19 protein-coding genes (1 of these 19 only partly in view) are annotated in these 18,097 nt (G+C 65.5%); 11 read left to right on the top strand and 8 right to left on the bottom strand.

Features of this window, described 5'->3' with window-relative positions:
* Both LY622_RS11810 and trxB read left to right on the top strand, forming a co-directional pair.
* A protein-coding gene (locus tag LY622_RS11810) for a zinc ribbon domain-containing protein (RefSeq protein ID WP_234279509.1) crosses the window boundary here: on the top strand, positions 1–128 show its 3' portion. The gene continues 82 nt to the left of window position 1, outside the view; 128 of the gene's 210 nt are visible here — the last part of the coding sequence; the start codon falls outside the window, past its left edge; the stop codon is at positions 126–128.
* A gap of 147 nt (positions 129–275) precedes the next feature.
* Complete coding sequence (gene trxB, locus LY622_RS11815) at positions 276–1,229, top strand: thioredoxin-disulfide reductase (RefSeq protein ID WP_234291077.1); 954 nt, start codon at positions 276–278, stop codon at positions 1,227–1,229.
* A gap of 205 nt (positions 1,230–1,434) precedes the next feature.
* On the opposite strand, the gene LY622_RS11820 is transcribed toward trxB, so the two are convergent.
* Positions 1,435–1,713 (bottom strand): SlyX family protein, encoded by a 279-nt coding sequence (locus LY622_RS11820; protein ID WP_439649584.1) that lies wholly within the window; start codon positions 1,711–1,713, stop codon positions 1,435–1,437.
* Between the two features lie 110 nt (positions 1,714–1,823).
* Here LY622_RS11820 and LY622_RS22560 point away from each other — a divergent pair, with 110 nt between their 5' ends.
* A complete protein-coding gene (locus LY622_RS22560) occupies positions 1,824–2,288 on the top strand; it encodes a cold-shock protein (protein ID WP_305038581.1) in 465 nt (154 codons plus the stop codon).
* Between the two features lie 123 nt (positions 2,289–2,411).
* On the opposite strand, the gene LY622_RS11830 is transcribed toward LY622_RS22560, so the two are convergent.
* The 7 genes from LY622_RS11830 to map all read right to left on the bottom strand — a co-directional run bounded on the left by LY622_RS11830 (position 2,412) and on the right by map (position 10,206).
* Positions 2,412–2,798, bottom strand: coding sequence for a hypothetical protein (locus tag LY622_RS11830; protein WP_234279506.1), 387 nt, complete (start codon positions 2,796–2,798; stop codon positions 2,412–2,414).
* A gap of 8 nt (positions 2,799–2,806) precedes the next feature.
* Positions 2,807–3,973, bottom strand: coding sequence for a succinyl-diaminopimelate desuccinylase (dapE, locus tag LY622_RS11835; protein WP_234291078.1), 1,167 nt, complete (start codon positions 3,971–3,973; stop codon positions 2,807–2,809).
* Entirely contained in the window at positions 3,960–4,985 is a 1,026-nt protein-coding gene (gene dapD / locus LY622_RS11840; protein ID WP_114572419.1) for a 2,3,4,5-tetrahydropyridine-2,6-dicarboxylate N-succinyltransferase, read from the bottom strand. Before dapD ends, dapE begins: the two co-directional genes overlap by 14 nt.
* A gap of 35 nt (positions 4,986–5,020) precedes the next feature.
* On the bottom strand, positions 5,021–5,365 hold the full coding sequence (locus LY622_RS11845; protein WP_234279503.1) for a Spx/MgsR family RNA polymerase-binding regulatory protein: 345 nt from the start codon (positions 5,363–5,365) through the stop codon (positions 5,021–5,023).
* Positions 5,365–6,591, bottom strand: coding sequence for a succinyldiaminopimelate transaminase (gene dapC, locus LY622_RS11850; RefSeq protein ID WP_234291079.1), 1,227 nt, complete (start codon positions 6,589–6,591; stop codon positions 5,365–5,367). Before dapC ends, LY622_RS11845 begins: the two co-directional genes overlap by 1 nt.
* A gap of 130 nt (positions 6,592–6,721) precedes the next feature.
* On the bottom strand, positions 6,722–9,403 hold the full coding sequence (locus tag LY622_RS11855; RefSeq protein ID WP_234291080.1) for a [protein-PII] uridylyltransferase: 2,682 nt from the start codon (positions 9,401–9,403) through the stop codon (positions 6,722–6,724).
* Positions 9,404–9,414: 11 nt separating this feature from the next.
* On the bottom strand, positions 9,415–10,206 hold the full coding sequence (map, locus tag LY622_RS11860) for a type I methionyl aminopeptidase (protein WP_234291081.1): 792 nt from the start codon (positions 10,204–10,206) through the stop codon (positions 9,415–9,417).
* 313 nt (positions 10,207–10,519) lie between these two features.
* On the opposite strand from map, the gene rpsB reads away from it, so the two are divergent.
* From rpsB to rseP, 8 genes are all read left to right on the top strand, one after another.
* The gene (gene rpsB / locus LY622_RS11865; protein ID WP_234279499.1) at positions 10,520–11,266 is read left to right on the top strand and encodes a 30S ribosomal protein S2; all 747 of its coding nucleotides are present in this window, start codon (positions 10,520–10,522) and stop codon (positions 11,264–11,266) included.
* A gap of 173 nt (positions 11,267–11,439) precedes the next feature.
* The gene (tsf, locus tag LY622_RS11870; protein ID WP_234279498.1) at positions 11,440–12,309 is read left to right on the top strand and encodes a translation elongation factor Ts; all 870 of its coding nucleotides are present in this window, start codon (positions 11,440–11,442) and stop codon (positions 12,307–12,309) included.
* 116 nt (positions 12,310–12,425) lie between these two features.
* Entirely contained in the window at positions 12,426–13,202 is a 777-nt protein-coding gene (gene pyrH / locus LY622_RS11875; protein ID WP_234291082.1) for a UMP kinase, read from the top strand.
* A gap of 4 nt (positions 13,203–13,206) precedes the next feature.
* Positions 13,207–13,764, top strand: a complete 558-nt coding sequence (gene frr / locus LY622_RS11880) for a ribosome recycling factor (protein WP_234279496.1) — start codon at positions 13,207–13,209, stop codon at positions 13,762–13,764.
* A gap of 67 nt (positions 13,765–13,831) precedes the next feature.
* Positions 13,832–14,608, top strand: a complete 777-nt coding sequence (uppS, locus tag LY622_RS11885) for a polyprenyl diphosphate synthase (RefSeq protein WP_234291083.1) — start codon at positions 13,832–13,834, stop codon at positions 14,606–14,608.
* Positions 14,601–15,401 (top strand): phosphatidate cytidylyltransferase, encoded by an 801-nt coding sequence (locus tag LY622_RS11890; protein ID WP_234291084.1) that lies wholly within the window; start codon positions 14,601–14,603, stop codon positions 15,399–15,401. The genes uppS and LY622_RS11890 overlap by 8 nt, the downstream gene beginning before the upstream one ends.
* Positions 15,402–16,577, top strand: coding sequence for a 1-deoxy-D-xylulose-5-phosphate reductoisomerase (ispC, locus tag LY622_RS11895; protein ID WP_234291085.1), 1,176 nt, complete (start codon positions 15,402–15,404; stop codon positions 16,575–16,577).
* Between the two features lie 49 nt (positions 16,578–16,626).
* Positions 16,627–17,985, top strand: a complete 1,359-nt coding sequence (gene rseP, locus LY622_RS11900) for an RIP metalloprotease RseP (protein ID WP_234291086.1) — start codon at positions 16,627–16,629, stop codon at positions 17,983–17,985.
* The last annotated feature ends 112 nt before the right edge of the window (positions 17,986–18,097 follow it).

Here is an 18,097-nt window from a genome sequence, read left to right on the forward strand (position 1 = left end):
AGGGGAGTCATGAGACCTGGGAGGACTGCCCCTACTGCTGCGCACCCATCCAGCTGCGCATTGTCGTCTCACCCTTCGATGGTGAACTGGAGGATGTCCTGGTGGGGCGTGACGACGAGGTCCTCTAGCGGGTCGGTGCGGGATGCGCCGCCCGGGGGATTGGGCTGCTACAATGGTCCTCTTTGCTTTCGGGGGTCCGGCGCTGGCGGTTGCCATGCCGCAAGGACAGGGCCGGCAACCGATACTCATCTATCCAGCGAGTCACGAGGTTCTCCATGAGCGAAGCGCGTCACGAACGCCTGATCATTCTCGGATCCGGCCCGGCCGGCTATACCGCTGCGGTCTATGCGGCCCGTGCCAACCTCAAGCCGGTGCTGATCACCGGGATCCAGGCCGGCGGCCAGTTGACGACCACCACCGACGTCGACAACTGGCCCGGCGACGACGCCGGGGTACAGGGTCCCGAGCTCATGGAGCGCATGAAGCGCCACGCCGAGCGTTTCGATACCGAGGTGCTGTTCGATCACATCCATGAGGTGGAGCTGCGCGAGCGCCCCTTTACCCTCAAAGGCGACAGCGGCAGCTATACCTGTGACGCGCTGATCATCGCCACCGGCGCCAGCGCCCGCTACCTGGGGCTGGAGTCGGAGCAGAAATTCATGGGGCAAGGGGTCTCGGCCTGCGCCACCTGCGACGGCTTCTTCTATCGCAATCAGGAGGTTGTCGTGGTGGGTGGTGGCAACACCGCCGTGGAGGAGGCGCTCTATCTGTCCAATATCGCCTCCAAGGTGACCCTGGTGCACCGCCGCGACACCCTGCGCGCCGAGAAGATCCTGCAGGACAAGCTGCGCGAGAAGGCCGAGAACGGCAACGTGGTACTCGAGTGGAACCATGTGCTGGAGGAGGTGCTGGGTGACAATACCGGCGTCACCGGGGTGCGGATCAAGTCCACCCAGGACGGCAGCACCAGGGAGATCGTCGCGCCGGGCCTGTTCATTGCCATCGGCCATAGCCCCAATACGGGCATCTTCGAGGGACAGCTGGACATGGCCGGTGGCTACATCAAGGTGCAGTCGGGCCTGGCGGGCAACGCCACCGCCACCAGCGTGCCGGGCGTGTTCGCCGCCGGCGACGTCATGGATCACGTCTACCGCCAGGCGGTCACCTCTGCCGGTACCGGCTGCATGGCGGCACTGGATGCGGAGCGTTATCTGGACGAACTCGTCTGAACATTTACCCTTCCGGGGTCTGTGGCGCTTTGCTGGTGGCGAGCGCCGCCGGGGTCAGGGTGTAGCGGAGGTCTTTTGCCATGGATGGCAAAAGTAGCGCCCAAGGATGGCTTCACAGCGCCTCCGCGTAACCCCTGACGCCGGTAAAGGCGCGGGCTAGCCTCGGGAAGCGACACGGCGCGGGCCTGTCACTATCGATACGCCATCAATAGTGCGGCGGCACCTCGTCCTGTGGTGACGGTGCCGCCATATCGATCTCCTGCAGCGCCTGCTGCTGGTCGCGCAGCTTCTGCTGCATCACGCCGTTGATCCTCTCCAGCTGCATCAGGCGCTTCTCCTGTGCCGCCACGGCTTCGTCCAGTGTATCCAGCCAGTGCTCCTGGTGAGCAATGCGGCTTTCCAATGCCTCCAGGCGCGATAACAGCCAGGCGGACGTCTCATCGGGGCTCATGCTAGAATCGTTGCGCTGTGTGTCTCTGTTCATCGTGACACCTTCGTCGGGCGATGTGGCCGTGTGCCATGTCGTCATCGGACATCCTGTTTCGTCGTTTCACCAACAACATTTCACCACAAACAAGTGAGCATTACGGATCCATGAATCGCAAGGTTATGTTTCGTTGCACTCTCGTCAGTCTGCTGCTGGCCGCTCCGGCGCCACTGCTGATTGCCCTGTTCATCTATTTCACCGGCGGCGATACGTCGCGCCAGCTTCTTGCCACCCTGGAGGTCGGCGGTGCCGCGACGGTCTATCTTGCCGCCTTGGCAGCCGTCTTCCTGCTGCTGCTGGTGGCCACGCTATTCGTGCATGGCGTGAGCCCACAGCTAGCCGCCATTGCCGACGTCGAGAATGACGATCGCGAGATCGGGGAGGTCAAGTGGTTCAATGTCAACAAGGGATACGGCTTCATCAAGCGTGACAGCGGGGAGGACGTCTTCGTGCACTTTCGTGCCATTCGCGGCCGCGGGCACCGGACCCTGGCCGAGGGGCAGAAGGTGCGCTACTACGTGATCGAGAATGAGAGGGGGCTTCAGGCCGACGACGTCACCGTCATTACTTAGGTGGAGAAAAGCGGCTTTCGCGAGGTTCGTGGTGCCGCTCGGCAGCGTCTTGCAGGCTAATCGTATCCGCTTTTTCCTCATCGCCCCGCCTGTTACGGAACAGGCGGGGCGATGTCGTTTGGGTCACTGGCCGGGGTCGGGCCATTCGATGACCGCTTCGCTGCCGTCGGGCAGCACGCGCCAGAAGCGGTCGGGGTCGTCGCCGGGCTGCCAGCTGCCCAGCGAGCAGCGCACCTCGCAGCCGAGGCGAGCGGCGGCTTCCCGGGCGCAGTCGCAGTCTCGCGCCCAGGGCGTATGGGCGCTGTCGAACCACAGGCTGGCGTAGCCGTCGGCGGCTTTCTCCACCAGCAGCACCGGCACGCCATGGCCGTCATGCTGGCCGCGGGTCTGCCACTGCCGACGCCCTGCCGCACTCAGCGGAGGGCTGTCCAGCCGCTCGCCGAGCCAGGCATTCAGCGCGTCCAGCGGAGCCTTGGCCAGGTAGATCTCGATATCCGGGTAGTCAGTCATGCGAACCCTCAGGGCTGGGCGGTGCCGTTGACGAAGAGCTTGGCCAGGATCGCTTCGTAGATCCGGCTGAGGTCGTCGAGGTCGGCGGCCAGGACGCGTTCGTTGGCCTGGTGGATGGTGGCGTTGCGTGGCCCCAGCTCCACCACCTGGCTGCCCAGGGTGGCGATGAAGCGTCCGTCCGATGTGCCGCCGGAGGTCGAGAGCGCCGGCGTGCGGCCGAGTACCGCCTCGACGCCGTGGAGGGCGGCTTCCACCAGCTCCCCTTCGGGTGTCAGGAAGGGCTCGCCGTTCAGCGTCCAGTCGATATGATACTCGATGCCGAAGCCGTCGAGTATGGCGCCGGTGCGTTCGCGCAGCTGCTCATGGGTCACTTCGGTGGAGAAGCGGAAGTTGAAGATCACCTCCACGTCACCGGGAATCACATTGGTGGCGCCGGTGCCCGCGCGGATATTGGATATCTGGAAGCTGGTGGCGGGAAAGAAGTCATTCCCCGCATCCCAGTGTTCCCGCACCAGGGCGTCCAGTGCCGGCATGGCCTGATGGATGGGGTTGCGCGCCAGGTGCGGGTAGGCCACGTGGCCCTGCTTGCCCCTGATGTGCAGCACGCCGCCCAGCGAGCCGCGCCGACCGTTCTTGATCACGTCCCCGAGTTCGTCGGTGGAGGAGGGTTCGCCCACCACGCAGTAGTCGAGCCGCTCGTGGCGCTCGCGCAGGTGCTCGACCACGGCGCGGGTGCCGTCCACCGCCGGCCCTTCCTCGTCGGAGGTGATCAGGAAGCCGATCTTGCCGTGGTGGTCGGGGTGGGCCGCAACGAACCGCTCGGCGGCGGTGATCATCGCCGCCAGGCTGCCCTTCATGTCGGCGGCTCCTCGCCCCCGGAGCATCCCCTCATCGTCGATGCAGGGCTCGAAGGGCGGGTAGTCCCAGTGCACATGAGGGCCGCTCGGTACCACGTCGGTATGGCCGGCGAAGGCCAGCATCGGGCCGTGATGGCCGCGTGTCGCCCAGAAGTTCTCCACGTCACCGAACGGCAGCTGCTCGACATGGAAGCCGATGCGCTCGAGCCGTTCGATCATCAACGCCTGGCAGCCCAGGTCGTCGGGCGTCACCGACGGGCGACGGATCAGCTCGATGGCCAGCGCCAGGGTTGGGGAGAGTGGCTCAGTTGTGGGCATGCAGCGCCTCGTTGAGTGCAATGGCACTCTTGTTGGTCAGGCACTCGATGCGGCCGTTCTGTGAATTGCGACGCAGCAGCAGGTCGTCATGGCCGGCGAGTTCGCGGGCGGCCACGGTCTTGACCTCCTGGTTCTGGTCGTCGAGCAGGGTGACCTTGGCCCCGGCGGTGATGTAGAGCCCGGCCTCGATGGTGCAGCGGTCGCCCAGCGGAATGCCAATACCGGCATTGGCGCCGATCAGGCAGCCTTCACCCACCTTGATGATGATATTGCCGCCGCCGGAGAGGGTGCCCATGGTGGAGCAGCCGCCGCCCAGGTCGGAGCCCTTGCCGACCATGACGCCCGCCGAGATACGGCCCTCGATCATGCCCGGGCCCTCGGTGCCGGCGTTGAAATTGACGAAGCCCTCGTGCATCACGGTGGTGCCTTCACCCAGGTAGGCACCCAGGCGCACCCGGGCGGTGTCGGCGATGCGCACGCCGGTGGGCACCACGTAGTCGGTCATCTTGGGGAACTTGTCGACACAATCCACCGAGAGGGTGCGCCCCTCCAGCCGCGCCTTGAGACGACGGGCGGGCAGCTCCTCGATGTCGATGGGGCCTTCGCTGCTCCAGGCGATGTTGCGCAGCAGGCCGAACATGCCGGTCAGGTCGAGCTGGTGCGGCTTGACCAGGCGGTGCGATAGCAGATGCAGCTTGAGATAGACCTCGGGTGCGCTCTGTGGCGGCAGGTCACTCTCCAGGAACATGGCGACCAGCGGCCGCTGGCTGGCGGCAAAGGCGTCGACCAGCTCTGCCTGGGCGGTATGGCCGGCGGCCTTGAGGGCTTCTCCCAGGGCGGCGCAGTGCTCGGGCAGGAAGCTGACCGTGGCATTGCCGGCGGGGACGTCGAGCACCTTGCCGATGGCGTCGACCAGGCTGTCGTCGGGGTTGAGCAGGGGGGCGGGATAGTAGATCTCCAGCCAGTCGCCCTGGGTGTTCTGGGTGCCGATTCCGAAAGCAAAGCTCAGCATGGGATGTCCTCGTGTCAGGTAAGGGTAGGTCGGCGTCAGCCCTTCAGGGTGTCGTAGTCGCCGTCGCGATAGCCAAGAATGATGTCGTCGCCGGTATCGAGCAGCGGCCGCTTGAGCAGCGTGGGGTTGGCCATGATCAGCGCTCGGGCCTTGTTGGCGTCGATCTCCTTCTTGTCCTCCTCGGGAAGGTTGCGCCAGGTGGTGCTGCGCCGATTGAGGGCTTCCATCACCGGCACTCGGGCGAGGATATGCTCGAGCAGGGCCGCCGAGAGGCCATCCTCGCGCAGGTCGTGAACCTGATAGGGCAGGCCCTTCTCATCCAGGGCCTTGCGCGCCTTGCGGCAGGTATCACAGTTCTTGATCACGAAAAGGGTAAGCATCATGCCCTCCTTTCAATGAAGCGGCGAATGCGTTGCGCGGCTTCTGTCGTGGGCTCGAGCTCGGCCACCAGTGCCAGGCGTAGGCGCCCTGCACCGGGATTGTCGCCATGGGCCCCCTCGCGGCCCATCCCGTCGCCGGTAGCGGGGCGACCCATATAGGAGCCGGGCAGCACGCTGACATGCTCCTCGGCGAACAGCGCCCGGGTAAAGGCCTCGTCGTCGCCCCCCGGCACCGCGGGCCAGAGGTAGAAACTCGCCTCGGGGACCGGGAATTCCATGACCGGTGCGAGTATCTCGGTGACGGCGGCGAACTTTTCGCGATAGGCGTCACGGTTGGCGCGCACATGGATTTCGTCGTTCCAGGCAGTGATCGAGGCGTGCTGCAGCGGCAGCGACATGGCGCAGCCATGGTAGGTGCGGTAGCGCTTGAAGGGGGCGATCAGCTCGGCGTCGCCGGCGACGAAGCCGGAGCGCAGCCCCGGCAGGTTGGAGCGCTTGGAGAGCGAGTGGAACACCAGGCAGCGGCGGTAGTCGTGCCGGCCCAGGGAGGCGCAGGCCTCGAGCAGCCCCGGCGGCGGCGCGCTCTCGTCCAGGTAGAGCTCCGAGTAGCACTCGTCCGAGGCGATGATGAAGTCGTGCTGATCCGCCAGGGCAATGAGTGTCTTGAAATCATCCAGCGGCGTCACCGCGCCGGTGGGGTTGCCCGGCGAACAGAGGAAGACGATCTGTACCTCGCGCCAGGTCTCGGCGGGCACGGCGTCGAAGTCGGGGCGAAAGCCGTTCTCGGCCCGACAGTCCAGATAGAGCGGCCGGCCACCGGCAAGCAGGGTGGCGCCCTCGTAGATCTGGTAGAAGGGGTTGGGTACCGCGACCCGGGCCGGGCGCGAGCGATCCAGCGCGGCCTGGACGAAGGCGAAGATCGCCTCACGGGTGCCGTTGACCGGCAGCACCTGGTGCTCGGGATCGAGCCCATCGAGGTGGAAGCGGCGGCTGGCCCAGCCGGCGATGGCGCCGCGCAGTTCGGCAACGCCGGCCGTGGCCGGGTAGCGGGCGAAATCGAGCTGGTGTTCGTACAGGGTCTTCAGTGCCCCGGCGAAGGGCGCATGCTGTGGCTCGCCGATGGTCAGCGGAATGTGCGCGAGCCCTTCGGGTGGCGTCACGCCGGCCTTCAGGGCGGCGAGCTTCTCGAAGGGGTAGGGCTTGAGAGCGTCGAGGTCGGGATTCATCGGTGTCCAGGGCGCCGTGGACCGGCGTCGTATTTGCGTTGTGATGCAGGGCACGGCGCTACGGGCGTGCGGGCAGACCGCCGATTATAGGGAAGCCCCCGGCTGGCCTCAAACCCGCGAGCCTTCGCGTTCAGCCGGAAACGTCGAGGACCTCGATCAGGCGCGCCCGCAGGCGCTGCTGGCGCTCGGGATCGGTGATCGGCCGGCCACCCTTGTCGGTGATGAAGAAAACGTCCTCCACCCGCTCCCCCAGGGTGGCGATCTTGGCCGCCGACAGGGCGATGTCCTGCTCCATGAAGATACGCCCCACCCGGGCCAGCAGGCCGGGGCGGTCCGGGGCGATCAGCTCCAGCAGGGTGCGCTCGTTGGCCGGGTCCTGCTCGATCAGCACTTCCGTGGCGACATGGAAGTGACGCAGCTGGCGCGGGGTGTGGCGGGTGACGATCTGGGGGTAGTCGTCCGGATCGTCGAGCTCCTCCACCAGGTGGCGGCGAATCGCCTCGATGCGCTCGGCATCGCGGATCGACTCGCCCCGGCTGTCGAGCACGATGAAGGTGTTGAGCGTCCAGTCGTTGCTCGAGGTGGCGATGCGGGCGTCGTGGATGGAGAGCCCCAGTTGCTCCATGGCGGCGGCGGTGGCGGCGAACAGATCGTCCACCGAGCGGGTGTGGATGAACACCTTGGTGCCGCCGTCGGACATGTCATCGGTGGGGGCGCTGATCAGGATCAGCGGCAGCTGGGAGTCCCCGTGGCCGAGAATGCCCATGGTCTGCCAGGCGATCTCGCTGGGTGCGTACTGCAGGAAGTAATCTTCGCCGAGGGACTCCCAGAGCTGGTCGACCCGGGGGAGCTCGGCCCCCACCGTGGCCAGCAGCGAGCGCGCCTCGCCCCGGGTCTCGCTGACCCACTCCTCGCGATCCAGCGGGTTGTCCAGGCCGCGGCGCAGGGCGCGCTTGGTCTCGGCGTGGAGCTGACGCAGCAGCGAGGCGCGCCAGCCGTTCCACAGGGTTGGGTTGGTGGCGTTGATATCGGCCACCGTCAGCACGTAGAGGTAGTCGAGCCGCGTCTCGTCACCCACCACCCGGGCGAAGTCGCGGATCACGTCGGGGTCGGTGATGTCGCGTTTCTGGGCCACCATCGACATCAGCAGGTGGTTCTCCACCAGCCAGGCGACCAGCCGGGTATCGCGCAGCGTCATGCCGTGGCGCTCGGCGAAGCGCTCCACGTCGCGGGCGCCGAGAAGCGAGTGGTCGCCGCCGCGGCCCTTGCCGATATCGTGATAGAGGCCGGCGATCCACAGCAGCTCGAGCTTGGGCAGCTGGTGGATCAGGGCGGCCGCCACGGGGTACTCGTCCCGGGCATCGGGTTCGCGGAAGCGCTGAATGAACTTCAGCAGGCGCAGGGTATGGGCATCCACGGTGTAGATATGGAAGAGGTCGTGCTGCATCAGGCCCACCGCCTGGCCGAACTCCGGCAGGTACTTGCCCAGAACGCCGTAGCGGTTCATGCGCCGCAGCTGGCGCGCCACGTTGCCGCCGGAGCCGAGCAGCGACATGAACAGGTGCTGGTGTTGGGCGTCGTCACGGTAGAGGTCGTCGATCTGGTGCCGGTGGTCGCGGATCAGGCGGATGGTGTCGGCCCGCACCCCCTCGATCTCGGGATGCTCCGCCATCAGCAGGAACAGCTCGAGCAGGGCGGAGGGGTGTTCGCGAAACACGGCGCGGCTGCGTGCCTGGATATAACCGCCCGCGATCTCGAAGCGCTCGTTGAGCGGTACCGGCTCCAGGCGCTCGCCGCTGCGCAGGATAGCCTCGTCGAAGTGCTGCAGCAGCATGTCGTTGAGGCCGGCCAGCGCCGTGACGTGGCGGTAGTAGCGCTTCATGAACTGCTCGACGGCCAGGCGCTCGGGGGTGTCGCGGTAGCCGAACAGCTCGGCGATGGTGCGCTGATGATCGAACTGCAGGCGGTCCTCGGCGCGATCGGTCAGCATGTGCAAGGCGTATCGCACCTGCCACAGGAAGGCCTGGCCCTGGCTGAGGATATGCAGCTCGGCGTCGTTCATGAAGCCGTTGGCCACCAGGTCCTCATAGCGCTGGCTGCCGAAGTGGCGCTTGGCCACCCAGCCGATCATCTGGATGTCACGCAGCCCGCCCGGGGAGCTCTTGATGTTGGGCTCCAGATGGTACTCGGAGTTGTTGAAGCGGTGGTGGCGGGTGATCTGCTCCTGCCACTTGGCCTCGAAGAACTGGTCGGCGGGCCACATGCGATCGGCGGCGATGCGGGCCTTCATGGCGTCGCGCAGCCGCTCCGGGCCGGCCAGAGTGCGCGACTCCATCAGGTTGGTGATCACCGTGATGTCACCCGCGGCCTCGCGCTCGCAGTCGGAGAGCGAACGCACGCTGTGGCCGATCTCCAGGCCGATGTCCCACAGGAAGGTGATGAAGGCGGTCAGCGGCTCCCGGTAGGGCTCGTCGTCGTCGTGCTCGAGCAGCAGCATCAGGTCGACGTCCGAGTGGGGGTGCAGCTCGCCTCGCCCATAGCCTCCCACGGCCAGCAGCGCCACGCCGTCGTCGGGCCATCTCTGCAGTGCCCAGGCGATGGCGAGCAGGCGGTCGAGACACCAGGCGCGGCCATGCACCAGGTCGCGAATGTCGGCACCGGTACGAAAGCGTTCGTCGAGCCGGGCCTGGATGTCGCCGAGGGCCACCTTGAAGGGCGCGATGGGCGAACGGTTGCCGGTCAGTTCGCTGCGAAATGTCTCGGCATCGAATAGCGATTCATCCGGCGCAAAACGGTAGTGGTGCAGGAGCATGGGCGTTCGACTCAGTGGTCGAGGAAGGCGAGATCTTCTTCGCCACGGGCAGTCAACACCTCGACGCCGGTTTCGGTGACCAGCAGCGTGTGTTCCCACTGGGCGGACAGGCTCTTGTCCCGGGTCACGGCGGTCCAGCCATCGCGCAGCACCTTGGTCTGATGCCCGCCGACATTGATCATCGGCTCGATGGTGAAGCACATGCCGGCTTTCAGCTCGGCGTCGGCCTCGGGGGCGTAGCCGTCATAATGCAGTACCTGGGGGTCTTCATGAAAGGTGGCGCCGATGCCGTGGCCGCAGAAGTCGCGTACCACCGAATAGCCATTGGCCTCGGCGTGCTGCTGGATGGCCCGGGCCAGCTCGGAAAGGCGAGCGCCGGGGCGGACCAGGGCGATGCTGTGGTAGAGGCACTCCTGGGTGACCCGGCAAAGGCGCTCGCCCTGGATGCTCTCGCCGATGATGAACATCACGCTGGAGTCGCCGTGATAGCCGTCTGCCGTCTTGACGGTGACATCGATGTTCATGATGTCGCCCTTCTTCAGCTTCTTGTCGCCATCCGGGATGCCATGGCAGACCACATGATTGATCGAGGTGCAGATCGACTTGGGGAAGCCGTGGTAGTTGAGCGGGGCCGGCGTGGAGCCCAGCTCGTTGACAATGTAGTCATGGCACAGGCGGTCCAGCTCGCCGGTGGTGACACCGGCCTTCACGTGTGGCGCGATCATCTCCAGGACGCTGGCGGCCTGGCGGCCGGCCTCGCGCATCATCTCGATCTCGTCGGGCGTCTTGATGGGAATGTTCATGGGGTCTCGGTTCTGAGGGGTTGTCGCGCCCGGCAATTGGCGGGTATACGCGGCGGGCGACTTCATCTCGTCGGCGAACTATGGTATAAAGCCGCGCGCTATCCTGCAATCGTCGACCCTCTCTCAGGGCCGTGGCTCGGCCGAGAGTCGACAGCAGTGAGAGCGTGATAACGAGGCGCATACCGCGTTTCGACAACATAGCCTTGAAAAACACACACGCACCGGCACATGGTCCCGGGTGCTGCCGCGGCACCGCCTCGGTAGTCGGATCCATGGGGTGCGTGGAGGCCTAACCCGATTTTCAGGAGTCATCATGGCACACGTCAATATGCGCGATCTGCTGAAGGCAGGCGCTCACTTCGGTCACCAGACCCGCTACTGGAACCCGAAGATGAGCAAGTTTATCTTCGGCGCCCGCAACAAGATCCACATCATCAACCTCGAGCACACCCTGCCGGCCCTCAATGAGGTGATCGACGTGGTCGAGAAGATGGCCGCGTCCAACAACAAGATCCTGTTCGTTGGTACCAAGCGCAGCGCCAGCAAGATCATCAAGGAAGAGGCCAATCGTGTCGGCCACCCGTTCGTCAACCACCGCTGGCTCGGCGGCATGCTGACGAACTACAAGACCATTCGTCAGTCGATCAAGCGTCTGCGCGACCTCGAGACCATGCGCGAGGACGGCACCTTCGAGAAGCTGACCAAGAAAGAGGTCCTGATGGCGACCCGCGAGCAGGACAAGCTCGAGCGTTCCATCGGCGGTATCAAGGAAATGGGCGGCCTGCCCGATGCCCTGTTCGTCATCGACGTCGATCACGAGCGCATCGCCATCAACGAGGCGAACAAGCTGGGTATCCCGGTCATCGGCGTGGTGGATACCAACTCCGACCCGGACGGCGTCGACTACGTGATCCCGGGCAACGATGACTCCATCCGCGCCATCCAGATCTACGTCAAGGCGATTGCCGACGCTTGTGGTCGTGCGAAGGAAGGTCGGCCGGACGAGTTCGTCGAGGTCACCGAAGGCGAGAGCGGCGACGCGACTGCCGCTGCCGAGTAACGGCGAGCCATCCGGGTGGGCAATGCCTGTCCGGGCGGGCCGGGGCTGTTACAGCCCTGGCCCGCTCTCCCGCCCCGGCATCGCGGGGCGGGATTCCACCGGGCCCCAAGGGTCCGGCGCACTTATTCCCAGGTCGAACCGATCCAGGGTTCAACTATCAAGAGGTGAATACCATGGCAGCGATCAGCGCCTCCCAGGTCAAGGAACTGCGCGAGCGTACCGGGCTCGGCATGATGGAGTGCAAGAAGGCACTCACCGAGGCCGATGGTGACATCGAGGTCGCCATCGAGAACCTGCGCAAGAGCTCCGGTCTCAAGGCCGCCAAGAAGGCCGGTCGCACCGCCGCCGAAGGCGCCGTGGTGACCCGTGTCGCCGAAGACGGCAGCTACGGCGTGGTGGTGGAGATCAACTCCGAGACCGACTTCGTCGCCCGTGACGACAACTTCAAGGCCTTCGCCGACAAGATCGCCGGTGCCTTCTTCGCCGCCAAGAGCGAAGACGTGGCAGCGGTGATGAGCGGTGAGCTCGAGACCGTTCGCGAGCAGCTGGTTCAGAAGATCGGCGAGAACATCAGCGTGCGTCGCTGTGCCGTCGTCGAGGCAGCCGAGGGCGGGCTGGTGGGCGAATACGTCCACGGCGGCCGCATCGGCGTGCTGACCGAGCTCAAGGGTGGCAACGCCGAGGTGGCCAAGGATATCGCCATGCACGTGGCGGCGATCAACCCCTCCGTGGCGCGTCCCGAGGACATGCCTCAGGAGGAACTCGACAAGGAAAAGGCGATCATCCTGGCCCAGCCCGACATGGCCGGCAAGCCCGAGCAGATCGCCGAGAAGATGGTCGAAGGCCGCCTGAAGAAGTACCTGGCCGAGAACAGCCTGACCGAGCAGCCCTTCGTCAAGGACCCGAACCAGAGCGTGGCCGAGTTCGCCAAGGCCGCGGGTGGCGAGGTTCTCGGTTTCATCCGCTTCGAGGTGGGTGAGGGCATCGAGAAGGAAGAGGTTGATTTTGCCAAGGAAGTCATGGAACAGGCTGGCCGTAGCTAAGGTCAGAGGTTCCAGTTCGAAGAACGGCGTGCGCGCGAGCGCACGCCTTCTCGTATCCGGCCGCCGCGTCGGCCGTAGTAGAAAAGCTTCATCCCCTTGCGCCCAGGAGAGTAGCCATGCCCCCGACCGATCACGTCGATAATCCCGCTCAGCCCCGCTCCGACAAGTCCCGCAGTGAAAAATCCAAGTACAAGCGCATCCTGCTCAAGCTCTCCGGTGAGGCGCTGATGGGCGAACACGACTTCGGGATCGACCCCAAGGTGCTCGACCGCATGGCGCTGGAGATCGGGCAACTGGTCGGCATCGGCGTGCAGGTGGGTATCGTGGTCGGTGGCGGCAACCTGTTCCGTGGCGCCGCGCTCAACGAGGCGGGCATGGATCGCGTCACCGGTGACCACATGGGCATGCTGGCCACGGTCATGAACGCACTGGCCATGCGCGATGCGCTGGAGCGTTCCAACATCCGCTCGCGGGTCATGTCGGCGATTCCCATGAGCGGGGTGGTGGAACACTACGATCGGCGTACCGCCATTCGCTACCTGACGTCCGGAGACGTGGTATTGTTTTCCGCCGGAACCGGCAATCCGTTCTTTACCACCGACTCGGCGGCCTGCCTGCGCGGCATCGAGATCGATGCCGACGTGGTGGTCAAGGCCACCAAGGTGGACGGGGTCTACGACAAGGATCCGGTCAAGCACGCCGATGCGATCAAGTACGACAAGCTGAGCTATGACGATGCGCTGGACCAGAAGCTGGGCATCATGGATTTGACCGCCATCTGCCTGGTGCGGGACCATGACATGCCGGTTCGCGTCTTCAACATGAACAAGCCGGGCGCCCTGCTGAACCTGGTGATGGGCGGCAAGGAAGGCACGCTGATAGACAGAGGTTGACACAGTGATCGATGACATCAAGAAAGATGCTGAAAGCCGAATGAAGAAGAGCCTCGAGGCCCTTCATGGCAACTTCAACAAGATCCGTACCGGGCGTGCTCACTCCAGCATCCTCGACTCGGTGATGGTGGACTATTACGGTAGCCAGGTGCCGCTGAGCCAGGTGGCCTCGGTCAACGTGGAGGACGCCCGGACGCTGAGTATCGTGCCGTGGGAGCAGGGCATGGTGCCCAAGATCGAGAAGGCGATCATGACCTCCGATCTGGGGTTGAACCCGGCGAGCGCTGGCACCGTGATTCGCGTGCCCATGCCGATGCTCACCGAGGAGACCCGCAAGGGCTACATCAAGCAGGCGCGTGCCGAGGCCGAGCATGCCCGCGTGGCGGTGCGCAATGTGCGTCGCGACGCCAATGGCGACTTCAAGTCCCTGCTCAAGGAGAAGGAAATCTCCGAGGATGAGCAGCATCGGGGTGAAGAGGCCATTCAGAAGCTGACCGACAAGTACATTGCCGAGATCGACAAGCTTCTGGAAACGAAGGAACACGACCTGATGCAGGTCTGAGGAGCGCCGGGCGGACGCCCCGTCAAGGGGTTTCCGCCAGGCTCCGCCCACTCCATTGCGAGACATCATGACGTCAGCGCAGACCCAAGATTCCCAGGTGCCCCCGAGTGCACCCGGTGGAGACGTGCCGCGACATGTGGCGATTATCATGGATGGCAACAATCGCTGGGCACGAGCGCGTGGGCTCTCCGGTGTGCGTGGCCATCGTGCCGGCGTCGAGGCCGTGCGAGCGGTGATACGGCGTGCCGCGGAGCGGGGCGTGGAAACGCTTACCCTGTTCGCCTTCTCCAGCGAAAACTGGCGACGTCCCGAAGCCGAAGTGCGTGCCCTGATGGAGCTGTTCCTGATCGCACTGAAGCGTGAAGTGAAAAAGCTCCACGCCAACGGTATCCGGCTCTCGGTGATCGGCGACCGCTCCGCTTTCTCTCCCTCGATTCAGAAATACATCGTCCGGGCCGAGGCGTTGACCCGGGACAATACCCGCATGCATCTGGTGGTGGCAGCCAACTATGGCGGCCACTGGGATATCGCCGGGGCCGCCCGTCGCCTTGCCGAGCGCGCCGCCACGGGGGAGCTCGACCCCGCCGATATCACCGAGAAGAGCGTTCAGGACGAGCTCTGTCTGGCCCAGGAAGCGCCGGTGGATCTCTGCATTCGCACCAGCGGCGAGCAGCGTATCTCCAATTTCCTGCTGTGGCAGATGGCCTATGCCGAACTCTATTTCACGCCACTGCTGTGGCCCGATTTCGATGGCGAGGCCCTCGACCTGGCCATCGATGACTTTCGCCGGCGGCAGCGCCGTTTCGGCATGACCGACGAGCAGATCGAGGCCCAAGGTGCTTAGACAGCGGATAATCACTGCGGCCTGGCTGGCGCCGCTGATGCTGGCTGGCCTGTTCGGCCTGCAGGGCGGCGCCTTTGCCGCCTTTACTGCCGCCATCGTGCTGCTGGCGGCCTGGGAGTGGACCAATCTCGCCGGGGTGACGGAGCCTAACCGGCGCCTGGCCCTGGTGGCAGGCCTGGCCGTATTGATGCTGCTGCTCTGGGCGACAGGCGCCATGCTGGCCGTCTGGCCGCTGTGGCTGGCGCTGGTGGGGTGGCTGGTCAATCTCTACTGGGTGATTCACTACCCCGGCAAGGGTGAGCAGTGGCAGTCGACGCTCAGGCGTCTGGCCATGGGGCTGTGGGTGCTGCTGCCGGCCTGGGTCGGTTTCAATATCTTGCGCGACACCGGCGCGGTATGGCTGCTCTTCGTCCTGCTGCTGGTCTGGGGTGCCGATATCGGGGCCTACTTCAGCGGCCGTGCCTGGGGGCGGCGCAAGCTGGCCCCCCGGGTCAGCCCCGGCAAGTCCTGGGAGGGGGTGTTCGGCGGTCTTGCCGTGACCTTCCTGCTGGCGCTGGTGTTCGCTGTCTGGCAGGGCCTGGGCGTGGCCGGCGGAATCGCCTTGGTCTTGGCCACCGCCGTGGTGACCCTGGTGTCGGTGCTCGGCGACCTGGTGGAGAGCATGCTCAAGCGTTATCGGGGCATCAAGGACTCCAGCAGCCTCCTGCCCGGGCATGGTGGTGTCCTCGACCGCATCGACAGCCTGACGGCGGCCGTGCCGCTGTTTGCGTTGCTCTCTCTCGGGGTCCTGTAGGTGCTGACTGTCACGGTGCTCGGCGCGACCGGCTCGATCGGCACCAGCACGCTGGATGTCGTTGCCCGTCATCCCGAACGCTATCGGGTTCACGCCCTGACGGCCCATCGCTCCCGCGAGGCCCTGCTGGCGCAGTGCCGGCGCCACCGGCCGAGGGTGGCGGTGCTGGACGGGGAGGAGGATGCCGCCTGGCTGCGCCGGGAGCTTGCCGACGCCGGGTTGAAGACGGAGGTGCGTAGCGGCGTCGAGGCGCTGGTCGAGGTGGCCGAAGCGGATGAGGTGGACGTGGTGATGGCCGCCATCGTCGGTGCCGCCGGGCTGCTGCCGACGCTGGCTGCCGTGAGGGCCGCCAAGCGGGTGTTGCTGGCCAACAAGGAGGCGCTGGTGATGTCCGGCGCCCTGTTCATGGACGCAGTGGCTCGGCATGGCGCACTGCTTCTGCCCATCGATTCCGAACATAATGCCATCTACCAGTGTCTACCTCACGAGCATCGTGGTGGCCTGGCAAAGCATGGCGTCACCCAATTGCTGCTGACCGCTTCCGGCGGGCCCTTCCGGGGCTGGACGCCGGAGGCGCTGGCGACGGTCACGCCGGAGCAGGCCTGTGCCCACCCCAACTGGTCCATGGGGCGCAAGATATCAGTGGACAGCGCCACTCTGATGAACAAGGGGCTGGAGCTGATCGAGGCGTGCTGGCTGTTCGATGCTCGCCCGGAGCAGGTGAAGGTGGTGGTGCATCCCCAGAGCGTGATCCACTCCATGGCCGCCTACAGCGACGGGTCGGTGCTGGCGCAGCTGGGCAACCCCGACATGCGCACCCCCATCGCCTACGGACTGGCCTGGCCGGAGCGGATCGATGCCGGGGTCGAGGCCCTCGACCTGTTCCAGGTCGCACGGCTGGACTTCGAGGCGCCCGACGAAGCGGCCTTTCCCTGCCTGCGCCTGGCCCGGGAAGCCATCGTGGCCGGAGGAACGGCACCGGCGGTGCTCAATGCGGCCAACGAGATTGCGGTGGATGCCTTTCTCGCCGGTCGACTGGGATTTGGCGGCATCGCCGAGCTGGTGGAGCGGACGCTGGAGGCGCTGCCTGTGGCGCCGGCCACCGACCTGGGCACCATCCTGGAGGCCAATGCCCGGGCTCGCCATACGGCCAGCGACTGGCTGCAACGTCGTTGAGCCAACCAACGGTGGCGACTGTCATCATGTTACCTAGAAGGAGGCTGACTTGGGCCTGATCCAGAATGTGCTGGCCGTCATCGTGGTGCTGGGCCTGCTGATTACCTTCCACGAATACGGGCATTACTGGGTGGCGCGGCGCTGTGGTGTCAAGGTGCTGCGCTTCTCGGTGGGCTTCGGCAAGCCTATCTGGTCCCGAGTCGACCGCAACGGTACCGAATTCGCCATAGCCGCCATCCCGCTCGGCGGCTATGTCAAGATGCTCGACGAGCGCGAGGCCCCGGTTCCCGACGAGCAGCTCGACCAGGCCTTCAATCGCAAGTCGGTGTGGCAGCGCATCGCCATCGTGGCGGCCGGCCCGCTGGCCAACTTCCTGCTCGCTATCGTCGCCTACTGGGCGCTGTTCGTCGCCGGTACCACCACGGTGGCACCGGTGGTCGGCGATGTGGCCGTCGATTCACCGGCCGAGCGCAGTGGCCTGCGCAGCGGCCAGGAGATCGTCTCGGTGGAAGGCGACGCGGTACGCTCCTGGGACGACATCAACCTCCGCCTGATCGCCCGTATCGGGGCCAGTGGCGAGCTGCTGTTCCAGGCGCGCGGCGATGCCCGCGAGGAGGCTCGGGAGTATCGGCTGCCGGTGGAGAACTACCTGGTTCGCCAGGACCCCCCGCAGCCGCTGGCCACCCTGGGTATCACGCCCTGGCAACCTCCGTTCCCGGCCAGGCTGGGGCAGGTCATCGACGGCGAGGCCGCTGCCCGGGCGGGGCTGGAGGCCGGCGATGAGGTTCTCTCGGTGAACGGGACGCCGATCGATGACTGGATGGATTTCGTCAATATCGTGCGCACGAGTCCTGGCGAGAGCCTGGCCCTTGAAGTGGCGCGCAACGGCGAGCAGCTGAGCCTGACGTTGGTGCCCGGCGAAAGAGAGCTGGAAACCGGCGTTTCCATCGGCTACGTTGGCGCCGGCGTCGAGAGCGTGGAGTGGCCGGAAGAGTATCGGCGCGAGATCCGCTATGGCCCAGTGGCGGCCCTGGGGCAGGCAGTGGGGCGCACCAGTGACATGACGCTATTGACCCTGGGCGCTATCCGCAAGATGCTGGTGGGGCTGATCTCGCCTTCGAACCTGTCCGGACCCATCACCATCGCCCAGGTGGCGGGTGATACGGCACGCACCGGTCTGGAAAGCTTCGTCAGTTTTCTGGCCTACCTGTCGATCAGCCTGGCGGTGCTCAACCTGCTGCCCATCCCGGTACTCGACGGTGGCCACCTGCTTTATTATTTCGTGGAAGCGGTCCGCGGCCGGCCGGTTTCCGAGCGGACCCAGGCGATGGGTCTGCGTATTGGTTTGGCGCTGATAGCCACGCTGATGTTGATGGCGCTCTATTTCGATCTGATGCGTCTCTGGTAGCGAGCGACTCTACCCCCGACCGGGGGCACAGGGAGAGGTGGAGCCAGACTCCAGCCTTGTCAGTCACCCGCACAAATGTATAAGGTGCCTGTCTGGACAGGCAGGCGGATCA

The organism is Halomonas alkalisoli (assembly GCF_021412585.1).
In the GTDB taxonomy this organism is placed as follows: Bacteria; Pseudomonadota; Gammaproteobacteria; order Pseudomonadales; family Halomonadaceae; genus Halomonas; species Halomonas alkalisoli.

Coding starts and splice junctions, on each gene's coding strand:
- trxB (WP_234291077.1), top strand. CDS start 276: ATGAGCGAAGCGCGTCACGAACGCCTGATCATTCTCGGATCCGGCCCG.
- LY622_RS11820 (WP_439649584.1), bottom strand. CDS start 1,713: ATGAACAGAGACACACAGCGCAACGATTCTAGCATGAGCCCCGATGAG.
- LY622_RS22560 (WP_305038581.1), top strand. CDS start 1,824: ATGAATCGCAAGGTTATGTTTCGTTGCACTCTCGTCAGTCTGCTGCTG.
- LY622_RS11830 (WP_234279506.1), bottom strand. CDS start 2,798: ATGACTGACTACCCGGATATCGAGATCTACCTGGCCAAGGCTCCGCTG.
- dapE (WP_234291078.1), bottom strand. CDS start 3,973: ATGCCCACAACTGAGCCACTCTCCCCAACCCTGGCGCTGGCCATCGAG.
- dapD (WP_114572419.1), bottom strand. CDS start 4,985: ATGCTGAGCTTTGCTTTCGGAATCGGCACCCAGAACACCCAGGGCGAC.
- LY622_RS11845 (WP_234279503.1), bottom strand. CDS start 5,365: ATGCTTACCCTTTTCGTGATCAAGAACTGTGATACCTGCCGCAAGGCG.
- dapC (WP_234291079.1), bottom strand. CDS start 6,591: ATGAATCCCGACCTCGACGCTCTCAAGCCCTACCCCTTCGAGAAGCTC.
- LY622_RS11855 (WP_234291080.1), bottom strand. CDS start 9,403: ATGCTCCTGCACCACTACCGTTTTGCGCCGGATGAATCGCTATTCGAT.
- map (WP_234291081.1), bottom strand. CDS start 10,206: ATGAACATTCCCATCAAGACGCCCGACGAGATCGAGATGATGCGCGAG.
- rpsB (WP_234279499.1), top strand. CDS start 10,520: ATGGCACACGTCAATATGCGCGATCTGCTGAAGGCAGGCGCTCACTTC.
- tsf (WP_234279498.1), top strand. CDS start 11,440: ATGGCAGCGATCAGCGCCTCCCAGGTCAAGGAACTGCGCGAGCGTACC.
- pyrH (WP_234291082.1), top strand. CDS start 12,426: ATGCCCCCGACCGATCACGTCGATAATCCCGCTCAGCCCCGCTCCGAC.
- uppS (WP_234291083.1), top strand. CDS start 13,832: ATGACGTCAGCGCAGACCCAAGATTCCCAGGTGCCCCCGAGTGCACCC.